Source organism: Polaromonas sp. P1_G2 (assembly GCF_056405515.1).
Genome location: NZ_JBFUBY010000059.1, coordinates 1 through 17092, shown reverse-complemented (window position 1 = coordinate 17092; position 17092 = coordinate 1). Strand labels below are relative to the sequence as shown.

At 65.7% G+C, this 17092-nt stretch carries 14 protein-coding genes; 5 read left to right on the top strand and 9 right to left on the bottom strand.

Features of this window, described 5'->3' with window-relative positions:
- The 4 genes from AC1D0P_RS08725 to AC1D0P_RS08710 all read left to right on the top strand — a co-directional run.
- Nucleotides 1–219 (top strand): rhodanese-like domain-containing protein (locus AC1D0P_RS08725; RefSeq protein ID WP_477676376.1); only part of this gene is annotated, 219 nt, incomplete at its 5' end.
- 66 nt (nt 220–285) lie between these two features.
- The gene (locus AC1D0P_RS08720; RefSeq protein WP_477654576.1) at nt 286–1281 is read left to right on the top strand and encodes a Bug family tripartite tricarboxylate transporter substrate binding protein; all 996 of its coding nucleotides are present in this window, start codon (nt 286–288) and stop codon (nt 1279–1281) included.
- Nucleotides 1282–1308: 27 nt separating this feature from the next.
- Nucleotides 1309–2502: a cystathionine beta-lyase gene (gene metC, locus AC1D0P_RS08715; protein ID WP_477676375.1), complete on the top strand. Its 1194-nt coding sequence runs from the start codon at nt 1309–1311 to the stop codon at nt 2500–2502.
- Between the two features lie 83 nt (nt 2503–2585).
- Nucleotides 2586–3599, top strand: coding sequence for a YeiH family protein (locus tag AC1D0P_RS08710; protein ID WP_477676374.1), 1014 nt, complete (start codon nt 2586–2588; stop codon nt 3597–3599).
- Between the two features lie 16 nt (nt 3600–3615).
- Here AC1D0P_RS08710 and oppF read toward each other — a convergent pair whose 3' ends face one another.
- The 8 genes from oppF to AC1D0P_RS08670 form a co-directional block, all read right to left on the bottom strand.
- Entirely contained in the window at nt 3616–4605 is a 990-nt protein-coding gene (gene oppF / locus AC1D0P_RS08705; protein WP_477676373.1) for a murein tripeptide/oligopeptide ABC transporter ATP binding protein OppF, read from the bottom strand.
- Nucleotides 4598–5602, bottom strand: a complete 1005-nt coding sequence (locus tag AC1D0P_RS08700; RefSeq protein ID WP_477676372.1) for an oligopeptide/dipeptide ABC transporter ATP-binding protein — start codon at nt 5600–5602, stop codon at nt 4598–4600. Before AC1D0P_RS08700 ends, oppF begins: the two co-directional genes overlap by 8 nt.
- A gap of 8 nt (nt 5603–5610) precedes the next feature.
- Complete coding sequence (locus AC1D0P_RS08695; RefSeq protein WP_477654571.1) at nt 5611–6540, bottom strand: ABC transporter permease subunit; 930 nt, start codon at nt 6538–6540, stop codon at nt 5611–5613.
- A 20-nt stretch (nt 6541–6560) separates the two neighbouring features.
- The gene (gene oppB, locus AC1D0P_RS08690) at nt 6561–7481 is read right to left on the bottom strand and encodes an oligopeptide ABC transporter permease OppB (RefSeq protein ID WP_477676371.1); all 921 of its coding nucleotides are present in this window, start codon (nt 7479–7481) and stop codon (nt 6561–6563) included.
- Nucleotides 7482–7637: 156 nt separating this feature from the next.
- Nucleotides 7638–9251: a peptide ABC transporter substrate-binding protein gene (locus AC1D0P_RS08685; protein WP_477676370.1), complete on the bottom strand. Its 1614-nt coding sequence runs from the start codon at nt 9249–9251 to the stop codon at nt 7638–7640.
- Between the two features lie 339 nt (nt 9252–9590).
- A complete protein-coding gene (locus tag AC1D0P_RS08680; RefSeq protein WP_477676369.1) occupies nt 9591–11075 on the bottom strand; it encodes an efflux transporter outer membrane subunit in 1485 nt (494 codons plus the stop codon).
- A complete protein-coding gene (locus AC1D0P_RS08675; protein ID WP_477676368.1) occupies nt 11068–14247 on the bottom strand; it encodes an efflux RND transporter permease subunit in 3180 nt (1059 codons plus the stop codon). Before AC1D0P_RS08675 ends, AC1D0P_RS08680 begins: the two co-directional genes overlap by 8 nt.
- A gap of 12 nt (nt 14248–14259) precedes the next feature.
- Complete coding sequence (locus tag AC1D0P_RS08670; RefSeq protein WP_477676367.1) at nt 14260–15540, bottom strand: efflux RND transporter periplasmic adaptor subunit; 1281 nt, start codon at nt 15538–15540, stop codon at nt 14260–14262.
- A 182-nt stretch (nt 15541–15722) separates the two neighbouring features.
- Between AC1D0P_RS08670 and AC1D0P_RS08665 the strand changes: the two genes are divergently transcribed.
- Nucleotides 15723–16403: a TetR family transcriptional regulator gene (locus AC1D0P_RS08665; RefSeq protein ID WP_477676366.1), complete on the top strand. Its 681-nt coding sequence runs from the start codon at nt 15723–15725 to the stop codon at nt 16401–16403.
- A gap of 8 nt (nt 16404–16411) precedes the next feature.
- Here AC1D0P_RS08665 and AC1D0P_RS08660 read toward each other — a convergent pair whose 3' ends face one another.
- Nucleotides 16412–17044 carry a DUF6806 family protein gene (locus tag AC1D0P_RS08660; RefSeq protein ID WP_477654564.1) on the bottom strand — a complete coding sequence of 211 codons (633 nt, stop codon included), beginning with the start codon at nt 17042–17044 and terminating at the stop codon, nt 16412–16414.
- Between the last annotated feature and the right edge of the window lie 48 nt (nt 17045–17092).

Genomic DNA, 17092 nt, shown 5'->3' with positions numbered 1-17092 from the left:
TGGCAGCAGGCCGGCCTGCCGCTGCAGGCTTCCGAAAACATTCCGGCCGACAGCGACTGCATCGACTACCTGTTCTTCGTGCACGACCGGCACGACGGCAACAAGGAAGCGGCGCGCCAGTACCTCGCCTGGGAAGTCAACCTCATCGGGCAGCTGGACGCGCTGGAACTGAAGGCGTTTCACTTCCCGGACGCCACGGCCGCGCACGCACACGCCTGAGCCCCGCCGGCCCGGCGATCTCATTTTTCTTTTTCACTTTTTGCTTCCATCCATTCAGGAGCCCCCATGTTTGCCAAGCTGAAATTCACCGCCGCCTCGCTTTGCTGCGCCCTGCTCGCCGTACACGGCGCGGCTTCCGCGCAGCCCATGCCCCAGGTCGGCGGTTTCCCGAACCAGGCCATCAAGTTCGTGTCGCCCTTCCCTGCCGGCGGCGGCAATGACGCCACCACGCGTTTTGTGACCACCCGCCTGTCCGACATCACCGGCCAGACCGCCATCGTCGACAACCGCGGCGGCGCCGGCGGCAACATTGGCGCCAAGGCCGTGGCCGATGCCAAACCCGACGGCTACACCGTGCTCACCGGCCAGGTGTCGCTGATGGCCGTCAACCCCACGCTGTATGCATCGCCCGGTTTCGACCCGCTGAAAAATTTCCTGCCTATCACCCAGATCAACGCCGCGCCGCTGGTGCTCGTGGTGCCCAGCAATTCGCCGCTCAAAAGCTTCGCCGACCTGGCCGCGCAGACCAAAGCCCCCGGCGGACGTGTCACCTATGCCACGCCCGGCAACGGAACGCTCTCGCACCTGGTCGGCGTGGTCCTCGAAAAAGACAGCGGCATCGGCATGACCCACGTTCCCTACAAGGGCGCAGCGCCGGCCATCACCGACCTGCTGGGCGGCCAGGTGGACGTGCTCATCACCTCCACCGCCTCCGTGTCCAGCTTCATCCAGAACGGCAAGATGCGCGCACTGGCCGTCACCAGCCCGCGCCGCATCGGCGTGTTCACCAAGGTGCCGACGCTCGAAGAGCTGGGCTACAAGAACACCACCTTTGAAGACTGGTACGGTTTCTTCGCGCCGGCCGGCACGCCGCCCGAGCGCGTGGCCTACCTGCACGACAGCATCGTGCGTTCCCTGAAGACGCCGGAAGTCAGCAAGCTGATCACCGACGGCGGCAGCGAAGTGGTCGGCAACACGTCGGCGGCCTTTGCCGCGCAGCTCAAGGCGGACATCGCCCGCTGGTCGCGCGTCGTCAAACTGTCGGGCGCCAAGCTAGACTGATCGCTCATTCACCAAGGCTTTCCCGACATGAACAAAAAATCGCCGCCGGCAGCTTCCCCTCTGACCCGCCTGGTTCACGCCGGCAAGCAGCCGGCCTTTGAGGGCGGGCGGCCGGTCAACCCGCCCGTGGTGCGCGCCAGCACCGTGCTGTTCGACAGCACGGCGCACCAGCGCGAGATGCGCCAGCGGCGCGGCGAGGAGCGCGTGTTCACCTACGGGGCCCGCGGCAACCCGACCAACTACGCGCTGGAAGACCTGGTCAGCGAACTCGAAGGCGCGTATCGCACCCGGCTRTTCCCCACGGGCCTGGCCGCCATCGCGATGACGCTGCTGGCCTACCTCAAGCCCGGCGACCATGTGCTGATGTCGGACAGCGTCTACGAACCGGCGCGCAAGCTGGTCGATTCCTTCCTCACGCCCTACAACATCCGCTGCACCTTCTTTGCGGCCGACGGCAGCGACGTGGAAGAAAAAATGGAAGCCGGCACGCGCATGGTTTACACCGAATGCCCGGGCTCGCTGGTCTATGAAATGTGCGACCTGCCGCGCCTGGCGGCCATCGCCCATGCGCGGGGGGCGCTGCTGGTGGCCGACAACACCTGGGGATCCGGCCACCAATACCGGCCGCTGGCGCTGGGAGCCGACGTGTCCGTCATGGCGGCCACCAAATACCTGTCGGGCCATTCCGACGTGATGATGGGCACCGTCGCCACCACGCAGGCCGCGTGGCAGGCGCTGAACGAGCGCAGCGACGCCTTCGGCATGACGGTGAGCCCCGACGACGCCTACCTGGTGCTGCGCGGCGCGCGCAGCATGGCCGCGCGGCTGGCCCTGCATGAAAGCCACGCGCTGAAAGTGGCGGCCTGGCTGCAGGCGCGCAGCGAGGTGGCCACCGTGTTCTGCCCGGCCCTGCCCGGCGACCCGGGCCATGCCCTCTGGCAGCGCGACTGCAAGGGCACCAACGGCCTGCTGTCTTTCGAGCTTCAACACGGCTTCGACCAGGCCGCCGCCGAGCGGCTGATCGACGGCCTGCGGCTGTTCGGCCTGGGCGCATCCTGGGGCGGCTATGAAAGCCTGGTCACGCTGGCCAACCTGCGCAATGCCCGCAGCGTGACCGACTGGTCGGGCCGCGGCCAAATCATCCGGCTGCACATCGGGCTCGAGGACCCGGCCGACCTGCTGGCCGATCTGCAGCAGAGTTTCGCCGCACTGCAAGCCTGACCATCGGGGTTCTCGACCCCCTACTCACTCGCGCCTCCCGCGGCGCTTTCCCCCTTCGCTTTTTCCACGAGGTTTGCACGACCATGCCCAGCCCTGCGCGCCCCTGGCTCCTCCACGCCCGCAGCCTCTGGCCCGGCCTGGCTCTACCGCTGCTCATCATGCTGGCGGCAACTTTTCTTTCCGAGCACTACGGCGGCCCACAGCTGCTTTACGCGCTGTTGTTCGGCCTGGCCTTTCACTTCCTGTACCAGGACGCGCGCTGCAAGCCCGGCATCGAGTTCTGCGCCAGGACGCTGCTGCGCATAGGCGTGGCCCTGCTGGGCGCGCGCATCACCCTGGCGCAAATCGGGCAGCTGGGCATAGGGCCGCTGGCCACCGCCGTGATCGCCATCGCCAGCGCCATCGCGCTGGGCGCCTGGCTGGCGCGGCGCCTGGGCCTGAGCACCGACTTCGGCCTGCTCTGCGGCGCGGCCGTGTCGATCTGCGGCGCTTCGGCGGCACTGGCCGTGGCGGCAGTGATGCCCAAAACGCAGGACAACGAGCGCCACACGCTGCTGACCGTGGTCGGCGTCACCGGCCTGTCGACGCTGGCGATGGTCACTTATCCGCTGCTGGCCAGAATCCTGCGGCTGGACGATAGCGGCGCCGGCATCTTCCTGGGCGGCACCATCCACGACGTGGCGCAGGTCGTGGGCGCGGGCCTGATGATGTCGCACGAGACCGGCGACGTCGCGGTGATCGTCAAGCTGTTTCGTGTCACGCTGCTGGTGCCCGTGGTCGCGGTGCTGGCCTGGTACTGGCGGCGGCGCAGCAGCGGCACCGGCGATGCCGGCCCGCGCACACCGCTGCTGCCCTTCTTCCTGGTCGGCTTCATGGCGCTGGTGCTGGCCAACAGCCTGGGCGTGGTCACGCCGCGGCTCAACGAGGCGCTGGGCCAGGTCTCGCGCATCTGCCTGGTGGTCGCCATCGCGGCGCTGGGCATCAAGACCTCGTTCGAGGAACTGGTCAAGCTCGGCTGGCGGCCCATGGCGCTGATGGTGGCGGAGACCCTGTGGCTGGTCGCCATTTTTGCGGTCTACCTGTGCTTCCTTCGGTGACCCGCCGCTAAGCGCTTCAGGCCAGCAGGCAGGCCGCTTCCGTCTGCTCGCTCAGCCGGCGCAGCGCCGGCACCTCTTCCGCACAGCGCGCAATCGCCAGCGGGCAGCGCGTGCGGAACACGCATCCCGAAGGCGGCGCCATGGGTGAAGGCAAATCGCCCTGCAGCAGCTGGATGACTTTTTTGCGTTCCAGCGCCGGGTCGGGAATCGGGATGGCCGACAGCAGGGCCCGGGTGTAGGGATGGCGCGGCGCCGCGTACAGCGCTTTTTTGTGGGCCACTTCCATCTCATGGCCGAGGTACATCACCAGGATGCGGTCGCTGATGTGTTTGACGACGGCCAGGTCGTGAGCGATGAAGATCAGCGCCAGGCCCATGGTTTTTTGCAGCTCCTTGAGCAGGTTGATGATCTGCGCCWGGATGGAAACGTCSAGCGCCGASACCGGCTCGTCGCAGATGATGAGCTTGGGCTCCAGGATCAGCGCGCGCGCAATGCCTATGCGCTGGCACTGGCCGCCGGAGAACTCGTGCGGGTAGCGGTTGATCTGCTGCGGCATCAGGCCGACGCGGCCCATCATGGCTTTCACGCGCTGCATCACCTCGGCCTCGGGCATGGCGGGGCGGTGCGTGCGCAAGGGCTCGGCGATGATTTGCGCAATGGTCATGCGCGGGTCCAGCGAAGCCAATGGGTCCTGGAAGATCATCTGGATGTCGGCCCTGGCGGCCTGCCAGGTTTCGCTGGAGGCCCCCGCCATCTCCCGGCCCATCCAGACAATGCTGCCGGCGGTGGCCGGGATCAGGTTCAGCACCGCGCGCGCAAGCGTCGACTTGCCGCAGCCCGATTCGCCCACCACGCCCAGGGTTTCACCCGCATGGATGTCGAAAGAAATGCCGTCCACGGCCTTGAGGGTGCGGGCCGGCGACCACGGCCAGGCGCGGCCCGCCTTGATCTTGAAGTACACCTTGAGATCGCGTACCGAAAGGATGGGTGGAGCGGCCTCACGCATGACTGGCCTCCTTCACCGCAAGCTCAGAGACAGCCTGCACGGACCGGTGGCAGGCCCGCAGCACGGCCGGGTCGTGTTCGGCCGGCAGCAGCGCGGGCAGCAGGTCCACGCATTGCGCGCTGGCCAGGGTGCAGCGCTCGCTGAACGGGCAGCCGCTGGGCAGCTTCGCCATATTGGGCGGCGCGCCCGGAATGGCGACCAGCACTTCCTCTTCCGCGTCCAGCCGCGGGATCGCGCCCAGCAGGCCGACGGTATAGGGATGCGAGGCGCGGTAAAAAATACTGTCGGCGCTGCCCTGCTCCATCACGCGCCCGCCGTAAAGCACCATCACCTCGTCGCACAGGCCCGCCACCACGCCCAGGTCGTGCGTGATCATGACAATGGCAGTGCCGAAATCGCGCTGCAAGTCCCGCAGCAAGGCGATGATCTGCGCCTGCACCGTCACGTCCAGAGCGGTCGTGGGTTCGTCGGCGATCAGCACCTCGGGCTCGCACAGCAAGGCCATGGCGATCATCACGCGCTGGCGCATGCCACCCGAAAACTCGTGCGGGTACAGGCTGATGCGGCCCGCCGCATCGGGAATCTTGACGGCGTCGAGCAGTTGCACCGAGCGGGCGCGCGCCGCCTTGCGGTCCAGGCCCTTGTGGAACTGCAGCACCTCGGTCATCTGCCGCTCCACCGTCAGGTAGGGATTGAGCGAGGTCATCGGATCCTGGAAGATCATGGCCACGCGGTTGCCGCGTATCTTGTTGAGCTCGGCCGGCTTCATGGCCAGCAGGTCACGGCCCTGGTAAAGGGCCTGGCCGGTGGCCTTGCCGTTGCTGGCGAGCAGGCCCATCATGGCCAGCACGCTCTGGCTTTTGCCGGAGCCGCTTTCGCCGACGATGCCCAGGGTCTGGCCCCGGTCCAGTGAAAAGTTGATGCCGTTGACGGCGTAGACCAGCCCGTCCTGGGTCTGGAACTGGACGCCGAGATTTTTGACTTCAATCAGGCTCATGGCGTGGCTCAGCGTTCCTTGGGGTCCAGCGCATCACGCAGGCCGTCCCCGATGTAGTTGAAGCAATACAAAGTCAGCGACAGCAGGCCGGCCGGGAACAGCAGCATCCAGGACGAGACCTCCATGACGGAGGCGCCGTCGTGGATCAGCACGCCCCAGCTCGTCATGGGCTCCTGGATGCCCAGCCCCAGAAAAGACAGCACCGACTCCACCAGGATCACCGCCGGTACGGTGACCGTGGTGTAGATCACCACGATGCCCAGCAGGTTGGGAACGATGTGCTGGAAGATGATGCGCCGCGTCGGCACACCCAGGGCGCGCGCGGCTTCAATGAACTCGCGCGAACGCAGCGACAGGGTCTGGCCGCGCACCACGCGCGCCATGTCCATCCAGGAGAACACCGTGATGGTGATCACCACCAGGTAGAAGGCGCGCCCCAAAATGGTCACCATCAGGAGGGCGATCAGCAGGTAGGGCACGGCATACATCATGTCGACCACGCGCATCATGAAGGCATCCACCCTGCCGCCCAAAAAGCCCGCCGTGGCGCCCCAGACAATGCCCAGCGTGACGGCCGACAGCGTGGCCAGGAAGCCCACCATCAGCGACACGCGGCCGCCGACCAGGCTGCGCACCAGCAGGTCGCGGCCCGACTCGTCGGTGCCGAAAAAATGCGCATTCTTGAGCGTGGGCGGCAGGCTCATGGCGTCCCAGTCGGCAGCGTCAAAGGCATGCGGCAGCAGCCACGGCCCGGCGATGCAGGCCAGGGTGATGAAGGTGAGAAGGCACAGGCTGAACACCGCCGCCTTGTTGCGCAAAAAGCGCGTCCGCGCATCGTCCCAGGGGCTGCGCCCCGCGATGTCGGCCGGCGCCGTTCGCAGCGTATTGCCCAGCGCCGCGGCCAGCCGGTCTTGTTTGTCTTTGTTCCTGAACAGCATGGGATTCGCTTCAAGTGGCTTCAATAGCGGATCTTCGGGTCAAGCAAGGCGTAGGCCAGGTCGACCAGCAGGTTCAGCGTCACGGCGATCACGGTCACCAGCACCACCAGGCCCAGCACCAGTGTGTAGTCGCGGTTGGCCGCGCCGTTGACGATGAGCTTGCCGATGCCGGGCAGCGAGAACACCGATTCGGTCACGATGGCCGCAGTGATCGATGAAATCGCCAGTGGGCCCATGACGGACACCACCGGCAGCAGCGCGGGCTTGAGGGCGTGGCGCAGGATGATGGTGCGCGTGGGCAGGCCCTTGGCGCGCGCTGTGCGTATGAAATTGCTGTGCAACACCTCGATCAGGCTGCCGCGCATGACGCGCCCTATGGTCGCCACGTTGATGAAGATCAGCAGCAGCATGGGTAGCACCATGAAGCGCGGCGAGAAGTCGTCCCAGCCGCCGGCCGGCGCGACCTTGAGCCAGACGGCGAACACCAGGATCAGCACCGGGCCGATCACGAAGGAGGGAAACACATGGYCCGCGTTGCCGAGCAGCATCACTCCATAGTCGATAGCGCTGTTCTGCCGCAGGGCGGCCATGGTACCGAGGAAGACGCCGACAAACAGCGAGATCAGGATGGCGCCCCCGCCTATCGCCGCGGACACCGGCAACGCCTTGGCCACCAGCTCGTTGACCGACCAGTCGGCATAACGGAAAGACGCGCCCAGGTCGCCGTGCAGCAGGCTGTTGAGGTAGTACAGGTACTGTTGCCACAGCGGCAGGTCGAGGTGGTATTTGGCCTGGAGGTTGGCCAGCACCGCCGCGGAGACCTTGCGCTCGTCGTCAAAGGGCCCGCCCGGCGTGCCGTGCAGCAGGAGATAGCAGACGGTGACGACGGCCAGCAAGGTCGGGATCGTCGCCAGGATGCGCCTGAAGGTGTAAGACCACATGGGGAATCTCCGGGCTAGTCAGTGTGAGCGCATGAAGGTGTGGGCCGGGTACAGCTTAGCCCTGAACCGCCTGCAAGGCATCAGAATATTTCGGAAAATGGAAGAAGCGGATCAGGGACGGGCMGGCGCGCGGCGGCGCCGGCCCCACGGCCGTCATCAGTGCTTGACGATGTACAGGTCCTTGCCGCGGTAGCGGTCCAGCGCGTTGGTGGTCGAATAACCGCCCACATAGGGCTTCACGAGCCGCGGCACGGTGTACTGCAACAGCGGGATGATGGGATAGTCTTCCATGATCATCTTCGCCGCCTGGGTCAGCAGCACCTTGCGCTTGGCCGGGTCCAGTTGCTGGTTGCCTTCGTCGATCAGCGCGGAGGCCTTGCGGTTGCAGCTGTTGTGGTAGTTCTGGTCGGAGTCGCATTGCACCAACGTGAGCCAGGTAGTGGCGTCGTTGTAGTCGGCGATCCAGCCGTTGCGGGCGATCTGGTAGTCCTTGTCGGTGCGCTTCTTGATCAGGACCTTGAACTCCATGGCGTCGAGTTCGACGTCCAGGCCCAGCTTGGTCTTCCACTCGGAGGCCGCGAAGATGGCCATCTTCTTGTGATAGTCGCTGGTGTTGTAGGAGAACTTGAGTTTGGTGCCGGGGGGAAGCGCGGCCTCCTTCAGCAATTTTTTGGCTTCGGCAATGCGTTTGTCGGCGGGCCACTTGGCCCAGTCGTAGACGGTGACGTCGGCGCCCGAGGTGCCCTTGACGATCACGCCATAAGCCGGGGTCTGCCCGTCGGCCGTGACGCGCTGCGCCAGGATGTCGCGGTCCAGCGCCATCGACAGCGCCTTGCGCACACGGATGTCCTTGAGGGCCGGGTCCGCGTTGTTCAGCGAGTAGTAGCGCAGGCCCAGCATGTCGGTGTTGCGGATTTCCTTGGGGTACTGCGCCTTGTACTTGTCGTAAGTCCCGGGCGGGAGCTGGTAGACCCAGTCGTTCTCGCCCGACTCATAAAGCTTGACGTCGGCATTGCCGTCCTCGACCGAGAGGTAGGTGATCTTGGTGAGCTGGACGTTCTTGGCATCCCAGTACGTGGGATTCTTGGCCAGGATGATCTTGCTGTTGACCTGCCAGTCCTTCAACGAGAAGGCGCCGTTGTTCACCATGTTGGCGGGCCGGGTCCAGTCCTTGCCGAATTTTTCGATGGTGGCCTTGTGCAGGGGCGCCAGCTGGGGGTTGGACACGACTTCGGGCAGGAAGCTGACGGGGAAAGGCGTCTTGATTTCCAGGGTGTAGGGATCGACGGCCTTGACGCCCAGTTCGGTGACGGGTTTCTTGCCTTCGATGATCTCTTTCGCATTGAGCAGGAAGACGCCGTAGGTGGAAGCGTACTTCGAGGCTGTCGCCGGGTCGACGAAGCGGCGCATGCTGTAGATGAAATCGTCTGCGGTCACGGCGTCGCCGTTGGACCACTTGGCGGTTTTGCGCAGCTTGAAGACCCAGGTTTGCGGGTCGACCTGCTTCCAGCTCTCGGCCACGCCGGGCACGATCTTGCCGTTGTTGTCCGCGGCGCACAGTCCTTCGAACATCTCGCGGATCACGTTATTGGCCGGAACGCCGGTCGCCAGCGCGGCGTCCAGGGTTTCGGGCTCGGAGCCGTTGTTGCGGACCAGCTCCTGGGTCTCATGCAGTTTCACGCCGGCGGGCACCGTGGCCGCGGCGGCCAGGCCGGCGAAGGCCAGCAGCACAGCGCCGGCCAGGGTTTTCATCGTCCAGTTTGGGTTCATGCTGGTTGCACTCCTTGAATAAAACTGGCGAGCTTGTGGCCCGCCGTGGTGGATGGAGCGTCTCGCCTCCCGTGGGGGTGGCCAGACGTTTGGCCTGTCGGTCGGCGCGAATATACCGCCGCCCCGGAGGCCGCTCCGTAGGGAGTAACCCTTCAGCAATTAGCGTGCCTTGTCACTTGAGAGACCCCGCATGGCAGGCCTGGGCATGGATACATTCGGCACACCTGCTAACAAATGAATCCCAATTCCGGGATGCGCACAGCGACCTCAGCCGCAGCCGGGAATAAAAAAGCCCGCCCCCTTTGAACAGGGAGCGGGCTGATTTAACGACGACCGGCTTCAGCGGCTGAGCTGGGTGTCGGACTTCAGGCTCAGGGCCGGCTCGGGAGGCGGCTCCTTCCAGCCACCGCCCAGCGTCTTGTACAGCGTGACCTGGCTTTGCAGCTGGGCCAGGCGGGTCTGCACCACGGCCTGGCGCGCGGTGAACAATGCGCGCTGCGCGTCGAGCTGGTCCAGGTAGCTGGCCACACCGTTCTGGTAGCGCAGGTCCGCCAGCTTGAAACGTGTGGCCTCGGCATTCGCCTGTGCCTGCTGGGCGCGCAACTGCTCACCCAGGGTAGCGCGGCCGGCCAGGGCATCGGCCACTTCGCGGAAAGCCGTCTGGATGGACTTCTCGTACTGGGCGATGGCGATGTCGCGCCCGGCGTTGGCCGAATCCAGGCCCGCACGGTTGCGGCCCGCGTCGAACAGAGGCAGGATCAGCTGCGGCGCCATGGTCCAGCCGTAGGAGCCGCTCTTGAACAGGCCGTTCAGGTGCGAACTGGCGCTACCGGCGCTGGCCGTGAGCGAGATGCGCGGGAAAAAGGCCGCGCGCGCTGCGCCTATGTCGGCATTGGCGGCCAGCAGCAGCTGCTCGGCTTGGCGCACGTCGGGGCGCCGGGTCAGCAGGTCGGAAGGCAGGCCCGCGGGCACGTCGACCATCAGGGGCGCATCGGCCAGGCCTTTGCCGGCCGGCAGGGCCACGGCCAGCTCGCCGGTGAGGGGTTGCCCGATCAGCAAGGTCAGTGCATTCTGGTCCAGCGCGCGCTGGCGCACCYGCTGGGCCAGCGAGACACGGGCCGCCTCGGTCAGCGACTCGGCCTGGCGGAAGTCCAGCTCGGAAGTGACGCCGTTGTCGAAACGCAGCTTGCTGAGCTTGAAGGATTCTTCACGCGTGGCCAGCGTCTGTTGCGTGATCGCCAGCAGCTCCTCGTCGGCCAGCAGGCTCAGGTAGGTGTTGGCCACCGCGGCGATCAGGCTGATCTGGGTAGTCTTGCGCCCTTCTTCCGTCGCCAGGTATTGCGCCAGTGCTGCCTCCTTGAGGCTGGCGACGCGGCCGAAGAAATCCAGCTCGTAGGACGTCATGATCAACCCACCCGTATAGGCGCTGGTGATGCTGCCGTTGCCGTTGGCGTTGGGCTGGCGCGAACCGGTGATGCCGGCGTTGATGGTCGGGAACTGGTCGGCGCGCTGGATCCGGTACTGCGCACGCGCCTGCTCGATGTTGAGCACGGCGATGCGCAGGTCGCGGTTGTTGCGCAGCGCCGCGTCGATCAGCTTGCGCAATTGCGGGTCGCTGAAAAACGCCTGCCACTCGATGTCGGCCGCGGCCGGCGTGTTGGCGGTGGGTTGTGTCTGCGCCGACTCTGCGATCCAACCCGAGGCGGTGGGGTATTGGTCGGCCACCGGGGCGGCCGGCCGTTCGTACTTCGGGATCATCGAGCAGCCGGCCAGCATTGCAGCCGCGGCCAGCGCCAGAAAGTGTGGGAGCCTTGTCTTAGTCATGGGCCTTGCCTTCATTTCCTTCCTCTCCGGTGATGCCTGCCGCTTTGGCATGCTCGGAATACATCCTGTTTTGCCGTTCGCTGCCCTTGAAGAGGCCGCGCACCACGACAAAGAACACGGGGACAAAAATCACTGCCAGGGCCGTGCCGGTGATCATGCCGCCGATCACGCCGGTGCCGATGGCGCGCTGGCTCGCGGAGCCGGCGCCCGAGGCGATCACCAGCGGCACCACGCCCAGGCCGAAGGCCAGCGAGGTCATGACGATGGGGCGGAACCGCAGGTGGGCGGCCGCCAGGGCAGACTCGATCACGCCCTTGCCCTGCGCCTGCAGGTCCTTGGCGAACTCGATGATCAGAATCGCGTTCTTCGCCGACAGGCCGATGATGGTGATCAGGCCGACCTGGAAGTACACATCGTTCGCGTAGCTGCGGAACAAGGTGGCGAGCAGCACACCGATCACACCCAGCGGCACGACCAGGATCACGGCCAGCGGAATGCTCCAGCTCTCGTACAGCGCGGCCAGGCACAGGAACACCGCCAGGATGGCGAAGCCGTAGAGCAGCGTGGCCTGGGAGCCGGCGAGTTTTTCCTCACGCGACTGGCCGGTCCATTCAAAGCCGAAGCCCTGCGGCAACTGGGCCGCGAGCTTTTCCATCTCGGCCATCGCGGCGCCGGTGCTGTAGCCCGGCGCGGCGCTGCCGCCTATGCGCATCGCGGGGTAGCCGTTGTAGCGCACCGTCTGCATCGCGCCGGTGATCCAGCGCGTGCTGGCAAAAGCCGAGAGCGGCACAGGCAGGCCCTTGCTGTTGCTGGCGTTGAGCCTGAGCAGGTCGTCGGGCTGCATGCGCGCCGGCGCGTCGGCCTGCACCACCACGCGCTGCAAGCGGCCCTGGTTCGGGAAGTCGTTCACATAGCTGGAGCCCAGCGAGGTGGACAGCACCGAGTTGATCGAGTCGAAGGTCACGCCCAGCGCATTGGCCTTGTCGCGGTCGATGTCGATTTGCAACTGGGGCGCGTCTTCCAGGCCGTCGGGGCGCACCTGCGCGAGCACCGGGCTCTTGGATGCCAGGCCCAGCAACTGGTTGCGCGCATTGACGAGGGCCTGGTGGCCCGCGCCGCCGCGGTCCTGCAGGCGGAAGCTGAAACCCGAAGCCGTGCCCAATTCAGGAATCGGCGGCGGGCTCAGGGGGTAGATGAAGGCGTCACGCACACCCATGAGCGCACCGAAGGCACGGCCCGCCACGGCGCTGGCCGAATGCTGTTCACCGTCGCGCTCCTTCCAGTCCTTGAGCGTCACGAAGGCGAGCGCGGCATTCTGGCCCTGGCCAGAGAAGCTGAAGCCCAGCACGCCGACCATGCTTTCGACTTCGGGCTGCTTGAGCATGAAGCCTTCAACGGTCTGCATCACCGAGAGCGTGCGCTCGTAGGTCGCGCCCGGCGGCAGCTGCACGTTCACCAGCAGGTTGCCCTGGTCTTCGTTGGGCAGGAAAGAGGTGGGCAGGCGCAGGTAGACCACCGCGACCGCGCCGATGATGGCCACGTAGATGATGAGGTAGCGCGCCGCGCGCTTGAGGATGCGCGCGACCACGCTTTCATAGCTCTTGGCCGTGCGCGAAAAACCGCGGTTGAACCAGCCGAAGAAACCGGTCTTGGCGTGATGGTGCCCGGCCTCGACCGGCTTGAGCAGCGTGGCGCACAGCGCCGGCGTGAGCGACAGCGCCATGAAGGCCGAGAAGGCGATGGACGAGACCATCACCGCCGAGAACTGGCGGTAGATGTTGCCGGTCGAGCCCGCGAAGAAAGCCAGCGGAACGAACACCGAAATCAGCACCACGGTCACGCCGATGATGGCGCCCGAAATCTGGCCCATGGCTTTGCGAGTGGCCTCCAGCGGCGGCAGGCCCTCCTCGGTCATGATGCGCTCGACGTTCTCGACCACCACGATCGCATCGTCCACCACGATACCGATGACCAGCACCATGCCGAACATGGTCAGCACGTTGATTGAGAACCCGAGCGCCAGCAGCGTGGCAAAGGTGCCCAGCAGCGCGATAGGCACGACGATGGTCGGGATGATGGTGTAGCGCCAGTTCTGCAGGAACAGGAACATCACCAGGAACACCAGTGCCACCGCCTCGAACAGCGTCTCGGCCACTTGCGAGATCGAGATCTTGACGAAGCGCGAACTGTCGTAGGGGATGCTCCACTTCATGCCTTGCGGGAAGTAGCGCTCGAGTTCGGTCATCTTCTCACGCACGGCCTTGGCCGAGGCCAGGGCATTGCCGCTGGGCGCGAGCTGCACGCCGATACCGATGGCCTGCTTGCCGTTCAGGCGCGCCGAGGTCGCGTAAGACTGGCCGCCGAGTTCGATGCGTGCCACGTCCTTGAGGCGCACCGCCGAGCCGTCGGTATTGGCGCGCAGCACGATGTTGCCGAACTGCTCGACGTTGGCGAGCTGGCCGTTGACCACCACCGTGGCCGCRATGCCCTGCCCCGCCACATTGGGCCGGTCGCCGATGCTGCCGGCGGATACCTGGGCATTCTGGGCGCGGATCGCAGTATTGACGTCGTTCGCCGAGAGGCTGACGCCGCGCAGCTTGGCCGGGTCCAGCCAGATGCGCATGGCGCGTTCGCTGCCGAACAGCTGGGCCTGGCCGATGCCTTTGACGCGCTGCAGTTCAGGCACGATGTTGCGCGAAGCATAGTCGCCCAGCGCAACGGGGTCATGCGCCGGATTGTCGGACGAGAGCATGGTGAACAGCAGGAAGTTGGAGCGCGACTTGTCGACGCGCACGCCTTGCTGCGTCACCGCGGCGGGCAGGCGCGGCGAGGCGCGCGAGAGCCGGTTCTGCACATCCACCTGCGCCAGGTCGGGGTTGGTGCCGGGCTCAAAGCTCAGCGTAATGCTGCCGGTGCCGTCGGCCTGCGCAACCGACTCCATGTAAATGAGGCCGGGCGAACCGTTCATTTCGCGTTCGATCACCGACAGCACGCTGTCCTCCAGCGTCTGGGCCGAAGCGCCCGGGTAGGCGGTATTGACGACGATGGCGGGCGGCGCCACGGGCGGGTACTGGGAGATCGGCAGCTGCGTGATCGCCACGCCGCCCATCACCAGGATGAACAATGCGATCACCCAGGCAAAGATCGGCCGATCAATGAAAAACTTGGCCATGTGCTGGGCTCCTTACTTCGCTGCCGCGGATGCTGCGGAAACGGCGGGTTTCGCGGCGGATGCGCCTGATGCCGGCGCCGCCGGGGCGGAGGCCGCGCCAGCCGCTGGCTTGGCGCCGGGCGCCTGCCACGGCACGGGCTTGACGGTGGCGCCGGGCTGCAGTTTCTGGAAGCCGTCGACCATGACCTGCTCGCCGGTCTTCAGGCCGTCCAGCACCACCCACTGGTTGCCCTGGGCCGAGCCGATCTTGATGGTGCGCGGGCTGACYTTGCCGTCGGCGCCCACCACCATGACGGTGTCGCCCTGCGCCGTGCGCGTGACGGCCTGCTGCGGCAAGGTGACGGCGTTGCTGGCCTGCGCCTGCTCCAGGCGCACGCGCACGTAGAGGCCCGGCAGCAACTGGCCGCCGGGGTTAGGGACTTCGGCGCGCAGGGTGATCTGCCCGGTCGTGGCGTCCACCGTCAGGTCGGAAAACAGCAGGCGGCCGGGACGCGCGTATTCGCTGCCGTCTTCAAGCACGACGCGCACGCTGGCGGCTTCGGCGCCGCTGGCGCGCTTGAACTGGCCGCTGTCCATCGCGGCGCGCAGCTTCATGATTTCGGGCGCCGATTGCGTGAAGTTGACGTACATGGGGTTGATTTGCTGCACCACCGCGAGCTGCGTGGCTTCGCCCTGCCCGACGAGCGCGCCTTCGGTCACCAGCGCGCGGCCGATGCGGCCCGAGATCGGCGCCGTCACCGACGCATAACCCAGGTTGATGCTGGCGGTCTGCACGCTGGCCTTGCCCACGGCCACGTCGGCTTCGGCCTGTTTCTGCGCGGCCACGGCGGTGGCGTATTCCTGCTTGCTGACGGCGTTGGCCTCGACCAGCGGCTTGTAGCGCTCGGCCAGCGAGGTGGCTTGCGCCAGGTTGGCTTCGGCGCGGGCCTGGCTGGCCTTGGCGCTGGCGGCCGCGGCCGCGTAGGGTGCGGCATCAATGCTGAACAGCTGCTGGCCTTCCTTGACGTCGCTACCCTCGCGAAACAGCCGTTTCTGCAAGATGCCGGCGGCGCGCGCCCTGACTTCGGCGACGCGCGACGCTTCCAGGCGGCCTGGCAGTTCGGTGATCAGGCCCACGTCGCCCTGGGTGACCGTGACCACACCGACTTCAGCTGGCGGCGGCGCCCCGCCGGGTGCGCCGCCGCCTTTGCCGCATCCGGCCAGGAGCAAGGCCAGTGCCGCTGCGACAGCAAGAGGCTGGTATTTCAGGAGTTGAGGGGGTACAAATGAAGGGGCAACGCGAGACTTGGGCATGCTATTCCTCGAAATTTTGGGAAAAAAGCGCAAAGCGGGAGAGGCAGTCGGTAATTGAGGCAAAGCTCATTCACCGAAAACGAAAAGAATAAGGGTTTTTGCGAGTGTTATAGTTTACATACATTTATGAATGTATAACAAAAATCCGGGGATTTACCCGGAATTTACCTTGGAGGCAGTCAATGGCCCGTCGAACAAAAGAAGAAGCTTTGGCCACCCGCCACAAGCTGCTGGATGCGGCTGAGCACTTGTTTCAATGCCAAGGGGTATCGCGCACCAGCCTGCAGGACATTGCCCGGCGCGCGGGCGCTACCCGCGGCGCCGTTTACTGGCACTTCAAGGACAAGGCGGACCTGTTCAACGCGATGATGGAGCGGGTCACGCTGCCCCTGGAGGAGTCCTTCAACCATGAGAACGAAAAACAGGAAACCCCGGGCGAAGCCGGCCTCAACGCGATAGAGCGGATACGGCTCTCCACCGTCAATGCCCTGAGGCAGATCGTGACCGACGCGCAGACCCGCCGGGTGTTTGAGGTCGCGACGCAGAAAGTCGAATATGTGGAGGAGCTCCAGGCGGTTCGTCTGCGCCACCTCGCGGTGCGCAACGGCTTTCTGGAACGCATCCAGCAAGGCATGGAAACCGCCGCTGGCCAGATGAGCCTGACCTTGCCGGTGCCGGCATCAGTGGGCGCGCAGGGCCTGCATGCCCTCATTGACGGAATCATCCAGAACTGGCTGCTGGACCCTCAGGCCTTTGACCTGCTGGAAGTGGGCCAGTGCGCGATTGACGTCTACCTGCGCGGCCTGGGATTTCCCGGGGAGCCGCAGAGCGCCACGGCCCTCTGCGGCGTTTCCACGCCCTAGTGCACTACTTAGTGCAGGTGCCTCGGCTTGCGGCCGCCGCCGTGGCCTGAGCCGCCCTGCGGCCCGCCCAGCCCGCGTGGCGGCTTGCCGAGCTGCATGGAGTTGACCAAGGCGTCAAAGCGCTGCTCAAACAGCTTGTCGACCGCCGCGACGACCTCACCGAGCTCGGAACCGTCGAAGTGGCGCTCCATCAGGCCAATCATGTCCTGCACCAGCAAGTCGCGCTGGACCTGCATGATGGCGGCCGGGGTCGGGCCGACGAAGTACATCGCGAAGTCATCGCGCGCTTCTTCATCCTCGTCGCTTTCGTCCTCATCGAAGTCGGAATCGTAAAACGTCACTTCGATGGGCGCGCCCGCCTCGGCAAGATCGTTGAGGCCCATGCACATTTCGTCGAGCGCCTGGCGGAAGTCTTCATCGCCCGGCACTGTCCAGCACATCTGCAGCAAATGCTTTTGGACGTCGAAGCGGATGCCCGGCTCTTCCTCATAGGCGCTAGCGGCGGCGGCCGCCAGGGATTTGGAACCCGCGTACTTCCATAGCGGCTTCAGGGCCTCCTGCAGCTGCTCAAAGGTAACGTCCACACGCAAAGGCACTTCGCCGTGCACGTGGATCTCAAAAGGTGTGTTGTAACGGGACATGATGGAATTTATCTTACCCAGTTTTCAAAAGCGCGCCCGGCGCATGGG